The 20,925-nt window shown below is 59.8% G+C and carries 19 protein-coding genes; 14 read left to right on the top strand and 5 right to left on the bottom strand.

From position 1 onward, the window contains the following. Window positions 1-32 precede the first annotated feature (32 nt). Entirely contained in the window at window positions 33-2,006 is a 1,974-nt protein-coding gene (locus HEP89_RS13500; protein WP_168692250.1) for a tetratricopeptide repeat protein, read from the top strand. A gap of 31 nt (window positions 2,007-2,037) precedes the next feature. On the opposite strand, the gene HEP89_RS13495 is transcribed toward HEP89_RS13500, so the two are convergent. From HEP89_RS13495 to HEP89_RS13475, 5 genes are read right to left on the bottom strand one after another with little or no spacing between them, the layout of a single operon-like run. Continuing rightward, a complete protein-coding gene (locus HEP89_RS13495) occupies window positions 2,038-3,156 on the bottom strand; it encodes a DegT/DnrJ/EryC1/StrS family aminotransferase (RefSeq protein ID WP_197923216.1) in 1,119 nt (372 codons plus the stop codon). Next, the gene (locus HEP89_RS13490) at window positions 3,153-4,070 is read right to left on the bottom strand and encodes a Gfo/Idh/MocA family oxidoreductase (RefSeq protein ID WP_168692248.1); all 918 of its coding nucleotides are present in this window, start codon (window positions 4,068-4,070) and stop codon (window positions 3,153-3,155) included. The genes HEP89_RS13495 and HEP89_RS13490 overlap by 4 nt, the downstream gene beginning before the upstream one ends. Further along, window positions 4,067-5,398, bottom strand: a complete 1,332-nt coding sequence (locus tag HEP89_RS13485) for a glycosyltransferase (RefSeq protein ID WP_168692247.1) — start codon at window positions 5,396-5,398, stop codon at window positions 4,067-4,069. The genes HEP89_RS13490 and HEP89_RS13485 overlap by 4 nt, the downstream gene beginning before the upstream one ends. Further along, window positions 5,388-6,230, bottom strand: coding sequence for a 3-keto-5-aminohexanoate cleavage protein (locus tag HEP89_RS13480; RefSeq protein WP_062487371.1), 843 nt, complete (start codon window positions 6,228-6,230; stop codon window positions 5,388-5,390). Before HEP89_RS13480 ends, HEP89_RS13485 begins: the two co-directional genes overlap by 11 nt. Beyond that, a complete protein-coding gene (locus HEP89_RS13475) occupies window positions 6,227-6,739 on the bottom strand; it encodes an acyltransferase (RefSeq protein WP_062487369.1) in 513 nt (170 codons plus the stop codon). Before HEP89_RS13475 ends, HEP89_RS13480 begins: the two co-directional genes overlap by 4 nt. A 229-nt stretch (window positions 6,740-6,968) precedes the next feature. On the opposite strand from HEP89_RS13475, the gene HEP89_RS13470 reads away from it, so the two are divergent. From HEP89_RS13470 to HEP89_RS13410, 13 genes are all read left to right on the top strand, one after another. Next, entirely contained in the window at window positions 6,969-7,682 is a 714-nt protein-coding gene (locus tag HEP89_RS13470; protein WP_168692246.1) for a class I SAM-dependent methyltransferase, read from the top strand. Window positions 7,683-7,818: 136 nt separating this feature from the next. Further along, entirely contained in the window at window positions 7,819-8,895 is a 1,077-nt protein-coding gene (locus HEP89_RS13465; protein ID WP_055656172.1) for a hypothetical protein, read from the top strand. Window positions 8,896-8,906: 11 nt separating this feature from the next. Then, the gene (locus HEP89_RS13460; protein ID WP_168692245.1) at window positions 8,907-10,040 is read left to right on the top strand and encodes a hypothetical protein; all 1,134 of its coding nucleotides are present in this window, start codon (window positions 8,907-8,909) and stop codon (window positions 10,038-10,040) included. A gap of 9 nt (window positions 10,041-10,049) precedes the next feature. Further along, window positions 10,050-11,999, top strand: coding sequence for an ATP-binding protein (locus tag HEP89_RS13455; RefSeq protein WP_168692244.1), 1,950 nt, complete (start codon window positions 10,050-10,052; stop codon window positions 11,997-11,999). Next, a complete protein-coding gene (locus HEP89_RS13450) occupies window positions 11,996-13,363 on the top strand; it encodes a DUF6638 family protein (protein ID WP_168692243.1) in 1,368 nt (455 codons plus the stop codon). Before HEP89_RS13455 ends, HEP89_RS13450 begins: the two co-directional genes overlap by 4 nt. Continuing rightward, entirely contained in the window at window positions 13,360-14,028 is a 669-nt protein-coding gene (locus HEP89_RS13445) for a DUF1523 family protein (RefSeq protein WP_023003164.1), read from the top strand. The genes HEP89_RS13450 and HEP89_RS13445 overlap by 4 nt, the downstream gene beginning before the upstream one ends. A 195-nt stretch (window positions 14,029-14,223) precedes the next feature. Continuing rightward, window positions 14,224-14,904 (top strand): HAD family hydrolase, encoded by a 681-nt coding sequence (locus tag HEP89_RS13440; RefSeq protein WP_209014690.1) that lies wholly within the window; start codon window positions 14,224-14,226, stop codon window positions 14,902-14,904. A 1-nt stretch (window position 14,905) separates the two neighbouring features. Further along, window positions 14,906-15,862, top strand: a complete 957-nt coding sequence (locus tag HEP89_RS13435; protein WP_023003162.1) for a sugar-binding transcriptional regulator — start codon at window positions 14,906-14,908, stop codon at window positions 15,860-15,862. 203 nt (window positions 15,863-16,065) lie between these two features. Next, window positions 16,066-17,337: a sugar ABC transporter substrate-binding protein gene (locus HEP89_RS13430; RefSeq protein WP_023003161.1), complete on the top strand. Its 1,272-nt coding sequence runs from the start codon at window positions 16,066-16,068 to the stop codon at window positions 17,335-17,337. 95 nt (window positions 17,338-17,432) lie between these two features. Then, the gene (locus tag HEP89_RS13425; protein WP_031270353.1) at window positions 17,433-18,305 is read left to right on the top strand and encodes a sugar ABC transporter permease; all 873 of its coding nucleotides are present in this window, start codon (window positions 17,433-17,435) and stop codon (window positions 18,303-18,305) included. A 3-nt stretch (window positions 18,306-18,308) separates the two neighbouring features. After that, a complete protein-coding gene (locus tag HEP89_RS13420; protein WP_023003159.1) occupies window positions 18,309-19,139 on the top strand; it encodes a carbohydrate ABC transporter permease in 831 nt (276 codons plus the stop codon). A gap of 11 nt (window positions 19,140-19,150) precedes the next feature. Then, window positions 19,151-20,155, top strand: coding sequence for an ABC transporter ATP-binding protein (locus tag HEP89_RS13415; protein ID WP_023003158.1), 1,005 nt, complete (start codon window positions 19,151-19,153; stop codon window positions 20,153-20,155). Beyond that, the gene (locus HEP89_RS13410) at window positions 20,152-20,925 is read left to right on the top strand and encodes an L-iditol 2-dehydrogenase (RefSeq protein WP_062487354.1); all 774 of its coding nucleotides are present in this window, start codon (window positions 20,152-20,154) and stop codon (window positions 20,923-20,925) included. Before HEP89_RS13415 ends, HEP89_RS13410 begins: the two co-directional genes overlap by 4 nt.

Below are 20,925 nucleotides of genomic sequence, written 5' to 3'. Positions count from 1 at the left end.
CGACTCACCAGACACACCCAGGACCGCCACGAATGGCAAATGAAACCAGCCTGTCGATCGTTGAACTCATCGGCGCGGCCGAGGCCCTGAAAGGCAACGGCTCCTTTGGTGCCGCGGAAGTTCTCTATGGCACCTGGGTGGCACAGAACCCGGATGACCCACTGCTGTATGCAGTGCTTTTCAACCAGTCTGTGCTGTTTTCCGAAACCGGCAAGCTGACGGCTGCGCGCGAGACCCTGGAGCGCGCGTTGAACCTCAATCCGAGCTTTCATGCGGCCCATATCAACCTCGGCCGTGTTCTGGAACAGCAGGGGGATATCGGCGCGGCGGTTGGGCAGTGGAACACAGTGCTGGAACAGACCCTTGCGGTGACGCCGGCTTCGCTCTCCGTTCGACTGACGGCCCTCAACCAGATTGCCCGCACACTGGAAGCCGCCAACCAGGATGTTCTAGCCGAAAGCATGCTGCGCCAGAGCCTGGAACTCGACCCGCACCAACGGGAAGTCGCGCAGCATTTCATTGCCCTTCGGCAGCGCCAGTGCGAGTGGCCGGTGGTGCAGCCGCTGGAACGGGTAACGCCTTCACAGCAGGTGCGGGCCATGTCACCCCTTTCGGCCGCGGCCTTCAGCGACGACCCGCTGTTTCAGCTGGGCCTTTGCGCCGACTACAGCCGCCAGGACGTTGGAACGCCCTCCGCCCCCATGAAGGCATGGCCAAAAGCCATGGAGCAAGACGGCCCGCTGCGGATCGGTTACCTGTCGTCCGATCTTCGCGAACATGCCGTCGGCCACCTGATGGCGGAAGTGTTCGGCCTGCATGAGCGGTCCAAGGTCGAGGTCTTCGCCTATGATTGCGGCCCGGCGGCGGATGATCCGCTCAGCCGGAATTTCCGGGAAACCACCGACAACTGGCGCACCATTTCCGGCATAGACGACGAAGCTGCCGCGCGGTTGATCGCCGAAGACGGTATCCAGATCCTGATCGACGTAAACGGCTATACCCGGGAAGGCCGTACGCGGCTGGTCGCACTGCGTCCGGCTCCGGTCATCATCAACTGGCTCGGCTTTCCGGGCACGACGGCCAGTCCGTTCCATCACTATATCGTCGCCGACGACATCATCATTCCACAGGACCACGAGATCTATTATTCCGAAGAGGTTCTGCGCCTGCCCTGCTACCAGCCGAACAACCGCAAGCGCGTCGTTTCCGAGCGCATCTGGCACCGCTCCGATTTCGGACTGCCGGAAGACGGCACGGTGTTCTGCTGCTTCAACGGCAGCCACAAGATCACGCGGTTCTGCCTCGACCGCTGGTTCGCTATCCTGAAGCAGGTACCGGGAAGCGTTCTCTGGCTGCTGACCGGCGGAACGGAAACCGACCAGCGTCTCAAGGCTTGTACCGAAGCGGCAGGCATTGCTCCGGACAGGCTGGTTTTTGCCGGGAAGATGACCAACCCCGACCATCTGGCACGTTATCCGCTTGCCGACCTCTTCCTCGACACCACCCCCTATGGCGCCCATACCACCGCCTCAGATGCCCTCTGGATGGGCGTGCCGGTCCTCACGATTGCCGGAAAATGTTTCGCCGCACGGGTCTGTGCGAGCCTGGTCACCGCCGCTGGTCTTCAGGAGCTCGTCTGTCCGACGCCGGAGGATTACGTGAAACGCGCAGCAGACCTCGGCAAGGACCGCCAAGCGCTGCGGGATCTTCGTCAACGCCTGACCGAGAGCCGGGACGACTGCCTCCTCTTCGACACGCCGCTTCTGGTTTCGAAACTGGAAGGTCTTTATGCTGAAATGTGGCAGGCGTGCCGCAGCAATACGCTGCCAAAACCCGATCTCAGCGATCTGGACGCCTTGCTCGAAGTTGCCACCGGTATCGACCATGAAACGACAGACATGCTGGCCGTGGACGATTATCCCGCCGCCTGGCGCGATCTTCTCATCGCACGTCACGAGGCAAGGCCATTGTTCAGCCGCCGGTTTCTGGACTTTACCGGGGCCTGACCAACATCAGCCTCCGGAACGAGTTGGGTGTTCAGGCTTGGACGAGCGCGCCAAGTCGTTCCACGGTGAGGTTCACCTGTTCATCCGTCAGGCCCGGATGTATGGGCAGACACAGGATCCTTTTTGCCAGCATGGACGCAGTTTCGAGGCGACCAGACCGGCGGCAATGCAGCAGAACCGGCTGATCGTGCAGCGGAGCGGGATAATGAACTGCCGTTTCTATGCCTGCCTCGCGCAAACCTCTGGCAAGCGCTTCGCGATCCTCCAGAACGACGGCATATTGCGAACGGGCACTGCCTGCCATGTCCGGACTGCTGACAAAATCCAACTTTCCGGTGTCCCGGAGTGGTTCGAGGAGCCTGTCGTATAGCTCACCGATACTGCGGCGACGATCCAACGCCTTGCTGAAACGGTCGAGCCGCGCCAGCAGGGCAGCTGCGGCGATCGAACTCATCCTGCCGTTCATCCCCAGCCGCAGGTGATGGTACTTGCCGCCTTGTCCATGGTCGCGGATCTCGCGAAGCGCGCCGGCCATCACTTCATCATTGGTGAAGACCGCTCCGCCGTCCCCTGCCCCGCCGAGCACCTTCGTCGGAAAAAAACTGGTGCATCCGAGCCCCGCCAGATTGCCACTCCGCCTGTCTTCCAACCCCGCCCCCAGGCTCTGGGCAGCGTCTTCGATCACTGGAATTCCGTGCCTTGCGGCAATCGAATTGATGGCTTCGAAGTTGGCAGGCAGTCCAAAAAGCGAGACCGCGACGATGGCCTTGGTGCGGCTGGAAATCGCTGTTTCCAGCGCATCCGTGTCAAGCAGGCCGGACGGGTGCAGGACGTCCACCAGAACCGGCTCGGCACCGAGCACAAGAGCGCTTTCCGCTGGCGCGATGAAGGTAAAGTCCGGAACAATGACTTCATCACCCGGCCCTATGCCGAGAGCCATCATGGCCATTTGCAGGGCCGTCGTTCCCGAAGCACAGGCGACTGCAAATCTTGCACCAGTTATTCCGGCAAGTTTTTGTTCCAGCTCGGCAATTTCCGGACCGCCGACAAAACGCCCATGTGAGAACACCCTGTCGATACCTTCCAGAGCCTTGGCCCGGACAGGTTGCCATTCGGCAACCACATCGGCGAATGGAACAATCACCTTCACGCCGCACCTTCCGGTAGCTTGGAGGTCTCGAATGCGCATCGTCTGATTGCGTCCGACAGTCGAAGTACAGCGAGCGCCTCTTCAGCTGTCGCCAGCTCAGCCGCGTCACCTGCTCTGCTCATGACAAAAACTTCAGCCTGCCGCGTCAGTGGGTCCGGCCGCCCGTCTGGCGACAACGCAAGAAGGTCGAAACAGCGCGTTTCATCTCTGTCCAGCCTGACGTCAAGGCTGCGCTTCCGCTCGCGGGCTCCATGGACCGCAGCCAGTTCATAGGATCTGTCGCCAAAACCGAGACAGCAGCAGACATAATCCAGGCAGCCTGCCGTCCTGCGGCTCTCCAGCACCGTTATCTCGCAGTCACTTGTTCCCTCGAGTTTCACGATCCAGTCCAGATCATGCACCATCAGGTCGGCGATCACGTCCGGGCCGCCGGCAACGCTTTGCATCCGGGACAGCCGTTGCACACGCACCTTGCCTGAGCGCTTGCGCAAGGCGGCCATCGTGCTTTCGATGGCCGGGTTGAAACGTTCGACCTGCGCGACCGATAGCCTGGCGCCGCCGGTGCGGGCCGCGGCAATCATCGTTTCTATCTCTCCCGGGCACAGCGACAAAGGTTTTTCCACAAGGCAATCGATGCCGCGTGCGAGCAACGGAACGGCAGCCTCGGCATGCCTTTCGACAGGAACCGCAATAACGGCAGCTGCAAAGTCGTTGGCGAGACCATCGATCGATCGCGCGAACGGGATCCCGTTTGCAGCAATCTCTTTGCCCTCGTCTTCATCGACGATACCGACAATAGAAACGCCGGGCATTTTGGACAGGCATTCCATATGAAGCTGGCCCATCTTGCCAAGGCCAACCAGCAGCACGCGCAATGGTTCCTCGGAGACAATTTCGGCAAGATGCAGGGTCACGATTTCGGCTTCCTGAAGGACGCTATCTGCCGGCGGCACCGTTTGAGAACCTGCTTCTCGAACCCCTGCCAGGCCATCCGGACAGCAAATCCTGGAAATCTGTGTCTTTCCAGTTCCCTCTTCCGACCCTGCAATTCCCTCCTCAGGCCCTGCACTTCTCTTTCCAGTTCAGCGATCCTCGCCTTGTGTCGCGCATCATTGTTGGCAGCTACTGCCGTATCCCGCTCCAACTGAGCTTTCGCCGCCCTGAGGTCTGCATCGGCGAGGTTTTTGCAATGTTCCGCCTGTTCCTTTGCCTTCACCCGCGGTGCAAGCTGACTGACATAGCGCGATGCGGAGGTCAGTCTCTCGCCATCGTGCAGCGTCCCGGCAACGTCACTCCAGCGTTCGATGGTCCTGTAGTAGATTTCCAGCCATCGATCCACGGCTGCTTCCAGGCCGGCGTTCGCCCTGATCCACTGTGTCACCGCGCGCGCATCCGATGCGTCGTAACGCTCCAGTTCACGCTCGATCTTGTCCTGATGCAAAAGCTGGTTCTGCAAGGTTCGGATGCCGAAATTCAATCCGCGCATGCTTTGCAGATTGGAGGAACTGACAAGCCCGCCAAGTTGACCGTAATCCATGACGACAACGGCACATCCGGATGCCATTGCCTCGATTGCAGCGCGCGCCTTTGCAAAGACAACGTCATAGTCCGCCAGGATGGTCTCCGGATGTGCGGCGGAGCGGCCGGAGTTCTGTCCAACGATATCGACGCGCTCGATGCCCATGCGGGTGCAGGCGTCACGTATCGCCTTCGGGACCTGAGCCGCAGAATTGCTGAAGACAAGCGCGGACTTCGGCTTGTCCGGAAGGTCCCGCACCTTTCTGAAGCGGTCGAGATCGACAAAATTATGCAGGACCGAGATCTGGTCAGCCGGTACGCCCGCACTGGTGAGAAGACGTTCCCGGCACAGGTCATCAACCGCGACATAGTGCAGGACGTTCGGGAAGACCGGTGGCCATTCCTGCCAGGGAATCCAGCCGTGACAGGTATAGGTGACCGGCACCTGCGGAAAATGAAGCGCGGCCGTCATCGTTTCCAGATGATGCTGGCCGTGGATCACATCGGGCACCGCGGACAGGTCCCGCAGGTCGTCAACGACAGGAATGGTCGCCGCTCGGAGACGGTCGGCAACCGGGCCAAGGCTCTGGCTGTAGGCGACCGGGAAGTGTCCGCGCCGCATGAGGGACAGCGCCAGATCCCTGAGATAGAGCTCCGACCCGGCTGGTTGATCCAGCGTGTTGTTGGTCATCAGGATCCGGAGCGGACGACGGTCAGCCTGCATGAGGCGTCATCCCGAGCGCTTCGCGAACCTGCGAGGCAGAGGCAAACCGCTTGCCAAGGAGCGTGCAGAGTTCGCTTACCCGGCTAACCAGTTTCTCGTTTGTAGCCGGTTGCGTTCTGTCCGCGTCAAGCCACAGAAAATCCTCCAGACCGGTTCGCACACCGTTTCCGAACAAGAGCCCCAGCGTGTTGGCGGCAAGCTGGCTTTCGCCGATCCCGCCTGCACACCAGACGGATTCTGGAGGCAGATCCTGCGTGATCGCCGCCAGATGCAAGGGCGTTACCTGTGCACTGCTGAGATTCCCGAGCAGCACGTTGAAATAGAAGGGAGGCTTCAATATCCCGCGGTCTGCAAGATACCTGGCGTAGTTCACCATGCCCGCATCGAAGACCTCCAGCTCGGGACGAATGCCGCGGTCTTCCATGGTCTTTGCAAGGCGGACAACCATGTCCGGTGCATTGATACTTTCGGTGCGGGCAAAATTCAGCGAGGACAGCGTGAGGCTGGCCATGTCAGGCCTGAGGTCCCCAGTCAACAGCAAGGGGTCTGAACGTTGTTCGAACTCCGGGAAGTTCCGACCGCTGAGGGACACGCAGATGATCACATCCGGGTGCGTTTCCCGGATACCTGCAATGATCCGCCCGTATATGTCTTTCCGGAATGTTGGCCGGCCATCCTCGTCTCTTGCATGAACGTGCAGGATCGTCGCGCCAAGGTCCGCACACAGGCGGCAGTCGGCGATGATCTCGTCCGGCGACAGCGGCACGGCCGACGACATGGCACGGGTCGGCACCATTCCCGTGGGTGCAAGGTTCAGGATCAGGTCCTTCATGGGGATTTCTGAGCTTGCCTGTCCTGTCCGTCAGATCTGACACGAGCCGGATTACCAACCACGAGGGCACCCGGAGGAACGTCTCTGGTCACAACACTGCCGGCACCGACAACTGCATTTGCTCCGACACGAACACCCGGAAGAATGCGGCTGCCACCACCGATCTTCGCTCCGCGCTCGATATAAGGATAGACCATCGGTCCGCCTTTCAGCTTGTCGTTGAGCGTAACGACTTGCGGGCCGATGAAGACGTCATCTTCAACAGTAACCCCACGTGTAATATGGCAGCCGGTCTGAATGGAAACGTTATCGCCAATGACACATTCGCAAATATTGCAATGCGACCCGATAGTAGTTCCAGAACCAATGCTTGCATTCTTGTGAATTATCGTCATGGAACCGACACGTGTACCGGGTCCTATTGTGACGTTTTCCTGCACCTCCGTGAGTGAGGCATTGTAAAAATGCACGTCGGGAAAACGTTCTTCTGGCGTTTCGGATTGGCTCATGTGATTTGACGGGGCTGTTGTTGTTGTTTTTGAAGATCAGGTCTGCGGAACAATGGCATAGCCGTTGACGGCGTGAAAGGTCAAAGGCTTTCAAATACGCCTTTGCCGCAGGTGCTGTTTCGCGGTAGTCCACATGCCCGTTCCCGTCCTGTTACGACAGGACAACCACCACGAACCGCGAGACCTGACACCTTCACACGGAACGTGTTGCGGGCAGACAGACAGGGCAATGAAGACAGCATCGGATCAGGAAAAGACAAACGTCCAGCGCCTTGGCGAGAAGATGGCGCTCGACCACGGATTTCTTGGCGTGCCGACCCAGACCTTCGATGAAGGTGGCAGACGTCAGTTCGCAGAGCTCCTGCGCGAAGGCTTGTCGCCGGAAACGAGCCTGCTGGAAATCGGCTGCGGTTGTCTGCGGACCGCCTACTGGCTGATTCCCTTTCTTGGAGAGCGAAACTACTGTGGTATCGAACCGCACCGCGACAGGGTGCGTTGGGGACTTGATCTGTTGTTTGATGATCAGGTCCTTCGACAAAGACAGCCGCGTTTCGACCACAATGCCGAATTCGACCTGTCCGTGTTCGGTAAAAAGTTCGACATGGTTCTGGCGGGATCCATCTGGACCCATTGCAGCAAGTCTCATATCCGCACGATGCTGGAGGGTTTTCTCCAGAACTCGAACGAGAATGAGGTTTTCCTCGTTTCCTACCTCCCTGCGAAGTCCCCGGAAGAGGACTACAACGGCACAGCATGGGTCGGCACAAGCCATGTTTCCGATGAACCGGGGATCGTTCGCCACAGCAAGTCCTGGATCGACACCGAGTGCACCAGTCTTGGACTTCGTGTGGATTTTCTCGACAGGAAGGCCTTCGACGGACAACTCTGGCTGCGGGTACAACGGGCATCCAGCATCGGCTTTCCCGGCCGTCTTCAAGACTGAGCCGCTTCATGCCGTCCCAGGAACACACCGCAAGCATGTGGAACCATGACGTTTCGGCAAGCGCGTTGTAATTGTATTTCCAAGAAGACTTGCTAAATAAGAATCACTTTGAAAAAATTTTATCCGGAAGGGGCCCATGGCGGATTTCAGCGCTCAGATTGAAAAGTCGAAAAAGGAAGTTGCCGCCGCGAGGCAGAAGATCGACGAGCTGACCTCGAAGATCGAAACAGCGAAGTCCAAGCTGGACACCGGGCAGGATATTTCAATCGACATCGAGAACGCGTCCCTGGACGATGTTCACAAGCACACCGAGCTCATGGGCGCCAACATCGCCGAGCTGATCATGGGTCTTGACGATGTCACCGCGACCTTTTCCAAGGACTTCGATGCCATGCGCACGAAGACCGGATGGGAAAGCTTCATCGGCATCTTTTCCAAGCAGCGCTCCGACAGCATCCGCCAGGAACGCATGCGCTCCGCCAGCATCGACGACAAGCTTCAGGACCTGATCACCAAGTCCAATGTCATCGGACAGCTGCTGCAGGAACAGCTCAACACGCTGAACGAACATTCCAAGCGCGTGGAAACCAACCTCAGCGACACGCTGAGCCAGCGAGAACAGACTGTCGGCACGCTGGAAGAAATCAAGGCCAAGCTTGTGGCCATGGATCCGGATGTGATTGCTCTGGAAAACAAGATTTCCGTGGAAACCGATGCCTCCGAGCGCACCAAGCTGGAGAGCCAGCTGGCGGAGATGAACGCCGAATACAACCGCCTGGCCCAGGAAGAGCAGGTCAAGCTGGCCGAGAGCCAGACGCTGGAACGCTACATCGAAAAGGGCAAGACCTGGGTCGACAGCCTTCAGAACCAGGCGGCTACCCAGATGGTGCTGATCAACAAGCTGCAGACGGACACAAAGCAGCGCGTCGTGCTCTACGATGCGCTTGTGAAATCCCTCAAGACGGCCCAGCAGCAGGATATCGCCCACAAGATCAACGAGATCGGCGTGGCCACCGACAAGGAAGCCCAGTCCGCGATGGCCGCCATCGGCTCGGCAACCAACCAGCGCATGGCCGACATGATGGAAGCCCATGAGGACCACATGGTGTTCGCCCGCAAGGTGCTGGAGGAAAAGGCCAAGTCGGACGAGCGTTTCGCGCGCCGGTTCCAGCAGATCGTCGAGAAGCACGACAAGAACACGTACGGGGCCTGAGGGTCTGAACCGTGGATCTGACCCTGGACCACAGAACCCTGGAAGAAGCGCATGAAACACGGCGCTACTTCGCCAAGTTCGAGCGGATCATCTCGCATTTGCAGGGCGTCGCGGAAAGCGTCATCAACGAGAACACGGCGCTTCCGACGGAAATTCCGATTCTGAAGGAATACCTGGAAGCGCTGTCAGGCACCTTCACGGCGCTTTCCTACAAATACCTTCTGGCGGGCCGCGTCTCGGACATGCTGCCTTCGCTCCTGAACATCGACCGGCAGGACAGCGGCTTCCCGATCTATCAGGAGCTGCTGCAGATGGCGAATGACGCCATGCAGGCGGACAAGCATTTGCGCTCGCTGCCGGCAATGCGCGAACTCAAGCTGGAGATGGTCAACCATATCCTGCGTGAACAGTCCTCGCCGACCAACCTGCAATTTGCCGCCTCGCAGCGGCAGTATTACGAAGAGCTCGCCAAGGGCGACCTGTTCTGGGCACGGAACGATCCACGTCTGGCCTGGATGGGCAACGTCGTCGACAACCGCCGCCTCTACAGGGTGCATTGGGCCGTCTATGACAGTCAGCAGAACATTCCGCTGATCTACATTCTCGACCTGGAAGACAGCGGCAAGTGGCCTCTGGCCAAGGACGAGCGCCGTTGGCCGCGCGTCCAGAGCCATCTGACCGCGCAATCCTCCGCGTCCCTGAAGCTGGTGACAATCGCCCGCGGCTTTGACCGCGACTTCGATGACCTGCATCCCAAGCGCCTGCGCCGGTTCTTTCTGGGGCCGATGTACAGCCACACCTTTACCCAACAGTCCGGTCCGCTACGCGACGTCCTTGCCGAAGCCACCGGTCGTCCTGGAGAAGACTGGGCCCTGGCCTGGACAACCGAAACCCTGGTCGCCTCCGGCTCCGAGTTCGAATCCGCAGGCTTCTTTTCGTCTGTCGAGCGGCAGATCTACCAACTCGATCCGCTGTCGGCACACAATCCGGCGTCACAGGAAGTCGCAGGCCATACGCACCAGCAGCGGTCGCTGATCCTGCCGCAGCGGCCTTACCAAATTCTGGAAGAGCGAAACCCGCCGGGCTTCGCCAATATCCGCAAGTATGTCGTCAGCCCTTCGGGCAAGATCCTCAGTTACAAATAGGTTTTTCGCGTGACCCTTTCCAACGACCTCATGGAACTGAAAGAAGACAAGATCCGCGAGAAATACGCCTTTGTGGAAGCAATGCTCCAGGGCTTCGACCACACCCCGCGGATCGCCAAGAAGTCGGATGCGCCCGTTGCACAGGACCGTTCGCCCGGCCTTGGTGCCCGCCGGCGGTTCCGCTCCACGACGCCCGGCCTCGTCACCCGTTCCACGGCCCGTCCCGAAGGTGTGCAGCTTTCAAACCGCATTCTGGAATGCGACGACGATGCTCTGACCACCCCGCTTCAGGCGAGCGTTCTGCGGTCCCTGCGCCGAGCGCTGGCTGTCGCCCAGGTAACGTCCGACCAGTTTGCCGACCAGACCGGCCTTGCCGAGCTAAAGCGCGCCAACCTTGCCGGAACGCTGGACGCCTCGCAGAAAATGCGGTTCCAGGAACTTCTGTCGGCAACGGCCATGATTGCGCTGCACGTCTTTGCCAACATGACGGACTTCCTCCTGTCGGGGCTCTCAGCCGAAACCGGTGAAACCGAAGTCCAGTGCGGCGACGTCGAAGAAATCCTTTTCGACAACGACCAGCTCGCCCTTCATGGTGTTCTCTGGGAGCTGGACCAGGAAATTGCCGCCGCCGCGATTGAAACCGATGCCCAGTTGATCGGCCTGGTGACGTCCTTCTGCGAACAGCTGATGGAAAAGGTGACACTGCGCGCGGAAGGCGTCAGCGTGCTGCAGGCGTTCTCGGAAAGCCGTTACCGCGTGGAAGCGGACAATTTCGAGATCACCGGCTTCACGCCTTCCGCACGCGCGCACTCGACCACCCTCGCCATGGCGTTCAAGAAGCCGGAAGAAGTCGTCGGCAACCACATCGCCAAATACCAGGCGATGAAGCTTGCCAAGATGCTGATGGCCTACGATTTCGACCGCAAGCTCAACCCGTTCGCGGAACTCGGCGGCTTCATCTTCACCTTCATGGGCGACGGCAAACCGGGCACCGGCAAGACAACCCTGATCCAGATGATGGCCGGCATGGTCAACGACTATTGTCAGGTCGCCGGCTATCCGTTCCGCTATCAGAACCTGTCCACGGAGAGCATCGACAGCTACCAGGGCAAGTCTGCCCAGAATGCCAAGGCCTTCATCCGCAATGTCACCGACCCGAATGTGATCGGTTTCGGCACCATCGACGACATAGACCAGCTTGCCGGCAAGCGCGGCGATCGCCAATCCTCCGCCGGCCAGCTGGAAATTACAGCGGTCCTGATGGAGAGCTTTGCCGGTGCCAACACGGTGGTGCGCGGCAACTGCACGTTCGGCATGTTCTCCAACTATCCGGAGAACGTCGATGACGCCCTGCGTCAGCGCGCCGGCGCCCGCTTCCTGGTCGACGGCCCGCAAAGCCGCGAGGACTACATCGACATCCTGCATCTGCTGATGGGCAAGAACCACTCGATCCCAGTCGGCGACCATGATCTTTTCGAGGCCCAGGCCCTGAAGAAGGCTGTTGCGGCGTCCTACGAGCGTCACTCCCGGCCACAGGAAGATGCGCTGACAAAGGTGTTCGACAACGTGCGGGCTGAAATCGGTGACCTGGACACGATCGCCAAGCTCGGGACCTACCTGAAGGCCATCCAGCAAGCGGACGAACGTTTCACCGGCCGGGCGATCAAGAACATCACCGATGCCGTGAAAGTGCGGGCGATGGACTTCGAATTGCCGGATGCCTGGATGGAGGATCCGGAACTGTTCCTGTTCAAGGACTACGAGACCAAGAAGGCGATGATCGCCGACCTGGCGCAGCCGATCACCGTCGACATGGTCATCCAGGAAATCAACCGCTACGCGGACAGCGAATTCCGCTATGCGGACAAGTCGGACGAGGTTGCCATCGAGAATGCCGTGCGCGAGATGCAGCGCATGGAAGAAGCCAAGCGCCGCTACATGGAAATCACGCGCACATGATGAGGCTCGTCAAACATGGCTTGATGTTCGGCAACCTCTACGAGGTTTCCGCACCGTCCATGGTGGCCCGCTACAACCGCGCGCTGGAACACCTGACCGGCAAGCGAACGGCGCTCGAGGCCTTTCACGTCGATATCTCCGGATTTTCGCCGGAGATCGGCGATGAACTGGACGACATCCACTACCTCAATCCGCACGGCTGCAACCGGCAGTTCATTCTGCTGTCGATCGAACAGAAGACCGCACCGCTGCTGAATGCTCGGTTCTCCACGTCACGTTCGATCCTGAAACGCTTCATCGAGGACAATGAGGAACAGCTCTTTGCGCTGTCGATCCGCGATTGCGTCGTCGGTGAACTGGTCAACTCGATCTATTCCATCACCTCGCCGCAGGACCTGTTTTATATCAGGGCGATCGAAGTGGAGGCCGACACCGTCGGCGGGCATTCCGAAGCAGGTGACGAACTGGCCGACAAGATCGAAGCGTTCATGAGCGAGCCCGACGGCTGGTGGGACGATGTGCTGATCGCGGACATGATCGAGCTTTCCAAGCACACCGGCGATATCATCCGCACCCCCTTGGCGATCAGTTCGAAAAGCTATGAGCAAGGAAATTTCCATACCTCCCATTTCGGCGGCCTCTACATCTTTCGCGATGTGAAGGAAACCGCATGCATCGCCTCCAGGCGCATGGACATTGTCGTCGACCTGCCCGTGAAGCACCTCTTCAGCCTGGAAGACCGCTACGAGGTGGCCGATTTCCTCAATCGAAACCAGTTGGTGGAGCCTATCCTCGATGCAGGCGGCAGCGTCGCCAAGAGCCTTTTGAAACAGAAACTGGACTTCATCGTCATCGACACGGCCGCCAGCCAGGGCGAGGATCTGTCGGACGTCTCGCGGCGTGACCTGCGCGCTTTGAGACGCAAGTATCACCAGCAGCTCCCCGCGGAATATCACGCCCTCAACGACATCGTGCACAGGCTGGAGCTGAAAGACGACAAGCTGTGGGTCGAACCGGAAAACGCAGCCTATTTCTACCTGCTTCGCTCGCGCAATCACCGCGACAAGAACCTGGTCAACATGCTGCTGGCCGAATTGACACCGCTTGACTTCCGCCAGCTTTTCATTTGTCACAAGGACGCATTCTACGGTCATTACCGAAGCTGGAGCGAAGCCAAGAAGAACTACGCGGTCCAGTTCCTTGCGGAAGAATATATGGTCGACAAGGTCGGCACGCGGCTGGAGCTGTTCGGACCGGAGGCCGCCATGGCGGAAGAAGACCAGGCCGACTACGGCTTCGGCAGGAACATGGGGCCGTGGGGTGCGATCCCCGGGGAACAAGACGGCGAGGACGGCGCACAATGAAGTGGATCAAATGGATAATCGGCATTCCGCTCCTGCTGATCCTTGTCGCCTTCCTCCACTACACGCTGCCGGGACGTGATGTGGTTCGCATCGTCGGCACCGACGTCAAACGCATGGACATCGGCGCTTCGTCGCTCTTCTGGGCCGCCCCCGATGCAGGTACCAACAAGAACTGGACAAGGGACGTCCGCTTCATCAACACGGTCTGGCCGAACGGCAAGCCAAGGGTCTACCGCAACGAAGACACCGACTGGGGCTGGCCGCCCTATTTCAAGTTCGACAGCAGCAACATCACCGCCCAGGCGCAGGATCTGGCCAAGAAAAGCGATGATGTCTGGATCGCCGTCACCCACTATGGCTGGCGTGTGGAGCTGTTCACGATCTTTCCCAATGCCATCAGCATCGAGGTTGTCTCCGGGCCGGATGTCTTCCTGATCCCCTGGTTCAATATCCTGTTCGTCGTGGTGCTTGTCGCTCTCGCCTATCTGATCATCAAGACCGTCAACGCCTTCAAGAAACGCCGGATCGACCCGGTGGTCGACGGTATCGACGACTTCATGGACGATGTCGGCGATAGCGCCGAGCAGGCCCGCGCCAGCGCCCATCGTCGCGCGAGCGAAGCCACGAGCGGCTTCCGCCGATGGCTTAAACGCTGGTTCGGTTGACGGGACCGGAACGGCGTGCCTCTCTGTCGGCCGTGCTCTCTGCACCGCCCTCATCCTGAGGAGGACCGCCAGGTCCGTCTCAACGGACGGGCTTCATACTCCTGAGCAAGCGGCCCATCCTTCGAGGCAGCGCTTGCGCGCCTCCTCAGGATGAGGTCGTTCGTTTTAACTTTCCAATCGGCAGGAACCCCGAGTTTGAATCAGCCAATCGACCTAGTCATCTTCGACTGCGACGGTGTTCTCATCGACAGCGAAGTCATCAGCGCGCGCATGCTGGTGGCTGAACTCGCGACGCGGAACGTCCACATCACCATGGACTACGTCGCTCACCATTTCCTGGGTCGAAGCTATCCGGTTGTCCTGCAGCAGATCCGCAAGGAATTCGGTGTCGACCTGCCGCCGGAATTCGAAACCGCCTACCGGGCAAGCCTTCTCAGCGCCTTTGAAGCGGAGCTCAGACCGATCGACGGCGTGCGGGAGGTGATCGAGAACCTTGGCGTGGACTATTGCCTTGCGACCAGTTCCAGCCCGCCGCGGCTCGCCAGATCGCTGGAGATAACCGGGCTGACGGATCTCTTTGCCGGCCGGACCACCACGGCTTCCGAAGTCGCTCACGGCAAACCCGCGCCGGACCTGTTCCTCCTTGCGGCAGAAAAACATGGCATCGCACCGGAGCGCTGCCTGGTGATCGAGGACAGCGAAAACGGCATCAAGGCAGGGCTTGCCGCCGGTATGGAAGTCTACCGTTTCATTGGCGGTTCGCACCTTGCCGGCCTTCTGAATTCGGCCACTGCCACTGCAGGGGCCGTGCAACTGTTTGCATCTTTCGGCGAATTCTTTCAGCTTAGGCCGGATCTGAAGAACAACGGCAACTAAGATGAAACAGAAAATTCCTGCCGAGGCATCCCGTCTCGATGACGCCGCCCGCGCCGGCTGGTTATACTATGTTGCCGGCAACACCCAGGACGAGATCGCCCGCAAGCTCGGTGTATCCCGCCAATCGGCACAGCGGCTGGTTTCGCTTGCTGTCAGTGAACGGCTGATCAAGGTGCGGCTCGACCACCCGATCGCCAACTGCATGGAACTGAGCACCCGCCTGACGGAACGCTTCGGACTGCAGAGCTGCGAAGTGGTTCCCAGCGACCCGGACGCCCCGTCCTCCACGGTCGGCATTGCCCAGGCGGCCGCCACCGAGATGGAACGTCATTTCCGCTCCCAGAAACCCAAGATCATCGCCTACGGCACGGGCCGCACCTTGCGCGCCTCGGTGGATCAGTTGCCGATGATGGACTGTCCGCAGCACCGCATCGTCTCGCTTCTGGGCAACATGATGTCGGACGGCTCGGCCTCGGCCTACAACGTCATCATCCGGCTTGCCGACCGCATCAATGCCCGGCACTACCCGATGCCTCTGCCCGTCTTCGCCCGCTCCCGCGAGGAACTGCAATTGCTGCATAACCAGGAAGCGGTGCACAATATCCTCGATCTCATCCGGCAGGCGGACGTTACTTTCGTGGGTATCGGCAACATGGGACCGACTGCGCCACTGACGGTCGACGGATTCGTCAGTCACGACGAAATGCGCGCACTGGAGAAAGCCGGTGCCATCGGCGAGATTACGAGCTGGGTCTACGACCGAAAAGGCGCGCTGGTCGAAGGACTTACCAATGACCTGGTAGCCAGTGCCCCCCTGCTGCCGGCCGGAGAGAAACCGGTTTACGGAATTGCGGCGGGCGACGGCAAGGTGCCGGCCATGCTGGGAGCGTTGAACGGCAAATTTGTCAATTGCCTGATCACCAACGAGACGACGGCTGAGCAATTGCTCAAGCTCTGAGCGATTTCCCAATATAAATAACTATATGAATTTTAAAGGCTTTTCGCAGTGCAGCGAGAAGCCTTTTTTGTTTTAGGCGATTCACATCTTGACTCGGGGTGCGAATTGGAGCGAATATTTGCCCGCAAGAATGGCAAATGCCCAATCTCGCTTGGGAGGAAAATATGGCATTTCATACCCGTGCGCTCCTCAGCGCATGTGCAATGGCGGCTCTGTGCGCATCCGCATCTGCAGAAACAATCACCATCGCGACCGTGAACAACGGCGACATGATCCGCATGCAGGGTCTGACGAAGGACTTCACCGACAAGAACCCTGACATCGAAGTCAAATGGCTGACCATGGAGGAGAACGTTCTCCGCCAGCGCGTCACCACTGACGTCGCCACCAAGGGCGGTCAGTTCGACGTCATGACCATCGGCACCTATGAAGTTCCGATCTGGGGCAAGCAGGGCTGGCTCGTTTCCCTGAACGACCTGCCGGAAAGCTACGACGCGGACGACATCCTGCCGGCCATCCGTGGCGGCCTGACCGTTGACGGCGAGCTCTTTGCAGCACCGTTCTACGGCGAAAGCTCCATGGTCATGTACCGCAAGGACCTGATGGAAAAAGCCGGCCTGGAAATGCCGGAAGCCCCGACCTGGGACTTTATCGTCGAAGCCGCCAAGGCAATGACGGACAAGGAAAACGAAGTCTACGGCATCTGCCTGCGCGGCAAGGCCGGCTGGGGTGAAAACATGGCGTTCCTGACGGCCATGGCGAACTCTTACGGCGCCCGCTGGTTCGACATGGACTGGAAGCCGCAGTTCGACACACCGCAGTGGAAAGAAGCTCTTACCACCTATCTCGACGTGATGAACGAAGCAGGCCCTCCGGGCGCTTCTTCCAACGGCTTCAACGAAAACCTGGCCCTGTTCCAGACCGGCAAGTGCGGCATGTGGATCGACGCCACCGTGGCGGCCTCCTTCGTGACCAACCCGAAGGACAGCCAGGTTGCTGACAAGGTCGGCTTTGCTCTGGCACCGGACAAGGGCCTCGGCAAACGCGGTAACTGGCTCTGGGCGTGGTCCCTGGCCATTCCGGCCGGCACCCAGAAGGAAGCTGCTGCGAAGAAGTTCATCGAGTGGGCGACTTCCAAGGAATACCTGGAGCTGGTTGCAGCCGAAGAAGGCTGGGCGAACGTTCCCCCGGGAACCCGTACGTCTCTCTATGAGAACCCGGAGTACCAGAAAGTTCCGTTCGCAAAGATGACGCTGGACAGCATCAACTCCGCTGATCCGCAGAATCCGACCGTCGATCCGGTTCCGTATGTCGGCGTGCAGTTCGTCGCCATTCCGGAATTCCAGGGCATGGCAACCGTTGTCGGCCAGGCATTCTCGGCAGCTCTTGCCGGCTCGATGGATGCGGACGCTGCACTGGCTGCTGCCCAGGCGACCGCTGAACGCGAAATGAAGAAGGCCGGTTACCTCAAGTAGAAGCCTTCGCGGACCGGCGGGTGCCTGCCCGTCCCGCCGGTCTCCTCCTTTCTGTTCCGCGTGAGCTCTGGCTCTGACCGAGCAAAGGTCGCATCATGGCTACCCAACATTCACGGGCGGCGGCCCGTTTGATGATCTCTCCGGCAGTTCTCCTGCTGCTGGGTTGGATGATCATCCCGCTCTCGATGACCCTCTATTTCTCTTTCCTGCGCTACAACCTGCTCATTCCGGGAATGGAAGAGTGGACCGGCTGGACCAACTACGAGTTCTTCCTCACCGATCCGGCTTTCTTTGCAGCGCTGAAGAACACCCTGCTGCTCGTTGGCGGCGTCCTTCTCATCACCATTGTCGGCGGCGTGCTGCTGGCCCTGCTGCTCGACCAGCCCTTCTGGGGCCAGGGGATCGTGCGCATTCTGGTGATTGCCCCGTTCTTCGTCATGCCCACCGTCTCCGCGCTGGTGTGGAAGAACATGTTCATGAACCCGGTCAACGGCCTGTTCGCATACTTTGCGAAATTTCTGGGGCTGCAACCGTTCGACTTTCTTTCGCATGCACCGCTGTTCTCGATCATCCTGATCGTCGCCTGGCAGTGGTTGCCATTTGCGACGCTCATTCTGCTTACCGCCCTGCAGTCGCTGGACAGCGAACAGCTGGAAGCGGCCGAAATGGACGGCGCCAATTTCCTGAACCGCTTCGTCTTCATCATGGTGCCGCACCTGGCCCGTTCGATCACCGTCGTGATCCTGATCCAGACGATCTTCCTGCTGTCGGTCTTCGCGGAAATTCTCGTCACCACCAATGGCGGTCCGGGCTATGCCTCGACCAACCTCACCTACCTGATCTACGCCCAGTCGCTGCTGCAGTTCGACGTCGGCGGCGGATCGGCCGGCGGTGTGGTCGCCATTATCCTCGCCAACATCGTTGCGATCTTCCTGATGCGGATGATCGGCAAGAACCTGGAGGCCTGACCCATGGCGCGCGCAGTCTCCAACCGCCGCAAGGCTCTCGTCACCGTATGTGCGTGGGCCGTCGGCATCGCCATCTTCTTCCCGATCCTGTGGACCGTGCTGACCAGCTTCAAGACGGAAGCGGAAGCCATTGCGTCTCCTCCTAGCTTCCTGTTTTTCGACTGGACGCTGGAAAACTACAGCACGGTCCAGGAGCGTTCGGACTATTTCCGACACTTCTCCAACTCGGTCATCATTTCCTTCGGCTCCACCCTTCTGGGTCTGCTGATCGCGATACCGGCGGCCTGGTCAATGGCCTTCGTGCCGGGCAAGCGCACCAAGGACGTCCTGATGTGGATGCTGTCCACCAAGATGCTTCCGCCGGTGGGTGTGCTGATCCCGATCTATCTCCTGTTCCGGGATACCGGTCTCCTCGACACGCGTGTCGGCCTCGTGATGGTGCTTACCCTCATCAACCTGCCGATCATCGTCTGGATGCTGTTCACCTACTTCCGCGAAATACCGGGCGAGATCCTGGAAGCCGCGCGGATGGACGGTGCAGAGCTGTGGTCCGAGATCATCTACGTGCTGACACCCATGGCGGTGCCCGGCATTGCCTCGACCCTGCTGCTGAACATCATCCTGTCCTGGAACGAAGCGTTCTGGACCTTGAACCTGACGGCGGTCGACGCCGCCCCACTCACCGCTTTCATTGCCAGCTATTCCAGCCCGGAAGGCCTGTTCTACGCAAAACTGAGCGCTGCCTCGACGATGGCGATCGCCCCGATCCTCATCATCGGCTGGTTCAGCCAGAAGCAGCTCGTACGCGGCCTGACCTTCGGCGCGGTTAAATAGGAGACCTGAACATGGGTCAGATAACCCTCAAGCAGATTACCAAGAGCTTCGGCGACGTTCAGGTTATCCCGCCGTTGGACCTGCAGATCGACGACGGCGAGTTCGTGGTGTTCGTCGGTCCGTCCGGCTGCGGCAAGTCCACACTCCTGCGTCTCATTGCAGGTCTGGAGGATGTCTCTTCCGGTGACATCACCATCGACGGCAAGAACGCCACCGAAGTGCCGCCCGCAAAACGTGGCCTTGCCATGGTGTTCCAGTCCTACGCGCTCTATCCGCACATGTCGGTGCGCAAGAACATCGCCTTCCCGCTGCGCATGGCCGGCATCGACAAGGCTGCGCAGGACGCCAAGGTGACCGCTGCCGCCAAGGTGCTGAACCTGACGGATTACCTGGACCGTCGCCCGGGTCAGCTTTCCGGCGGTCAGCGCCAGCGTGTTGCCATCGGCCGTGCCATCGTGCGCGAACCGGCCGCCTTCCTGTTCGACGAACCCCTGTCGAACCTGGATGCGGCGCTGCGGGTCAACATGCGGCTCGAGATCTCCGAACTGCACCAGTCCCTCAAGACGACCATGATCTACGTGACCCACGACCAGGTGGAAGCCATGACCATGGCCGACAAGATCGTGGTGCTGCAGGCAGGCAAGATCGAGCAGGTCGGCTCGCCGCTGGAACTTTATCACACGCCGCGCAACAAGTTCGTGGCCGGTTTCATCGGCTCGCCGAAGATGAACTTCCTGATGGGGTCCTTCGCCACCGAATACGATGCCGCCACGATCGGCATCCGCCCGGAACATCTGACCGTCTCGCAAAGCGACGGCAAATGGGTCGGAAAGGTCGGTGTCTCGGAACATCTCGGCTCCGACACCTTCCTCTACGTCGATATGGAAGGCGTCGACGAACCGATCACCGTGCGCTCGTCCGGTGAGATCGGGTTCCGCCATGGCGACACCGTTCACCTGACCCCGGCTCCTGACAAGATCCACCGCTTCGACAACCAGGGCCTGAGGATTGCATGAGCCGACTTGAAGGAAAATCCGCGCTGATCACGGGTTCGGCCCGGGGCATCGGCAAGGCCTTTGCCGCGCGGTTTGCAGAGGAAGGCGCCCGGGTGGCGATTGCCGATATCAACCTGGCCGGCGCAGAAGCGGCGGCCAGTGAAATCGGTCCGAATGCCTATGCCGTTCAGTTGGACGTCACCGACCAGTCGTCGATCGACGCTGCCATCGCTGCCGTGGAACAGAAGACCGGCGGGCTCGACATCCTGGTCAACAACGCGGCTCTGTTCGATCTGGCACCGATTGTCGAGATCACCCGCGACAGCTACCAGCGCCTGTTCGACATCAACGTTTCCGGAACCCTGTTCATGATGCAGGCCGCGGCAAAGTCGATGATCAGGCGTGGTCAGGGCGGCAAGATCATAAACATGGCCAGCCAGGCAGGCCGACGCGGTGAGGCGCTGGTGGGCATCTATTGCGCCACCAAGGCAGCGGTCATCAGTCTGACCCAGTCGGCAGGTCTCAACCTGATCGAACACGGCATCAACGTGAATGCCATCGCCCCCGGCGTCGTCGACGGCGAGCACTGGGACCATGTGGATTCGATGTTCGCGAAATACGAAGGCCTGCAGCCCGGTGAAAAGAAGGCAGCGGTCGGAGCCGCGGTGCCTTTCGGCCGCATGGGCACCGCCGAAGATCTCACCGGCATGGCTGTTTTCCTGGCGTCGAAAGACGCGGATTACATCGTATCGCAGACTTACAACGTCGATGGCGGCAACTGGATGAGCTGA

Origin of the sequence: Labrenzia sp. 5N (genome assembly GCF_012395805.1) — a bacterium.
Classification (GTDB): Bacteria; Pseudomonadota; Alphaproteobacteria; order Rhizobiales; family Stappiaceae; genus Roseibium; species Roseibium algicola.
This window is presented reverse-complemented; position numbering and strand designations above follow the sequence as displayed.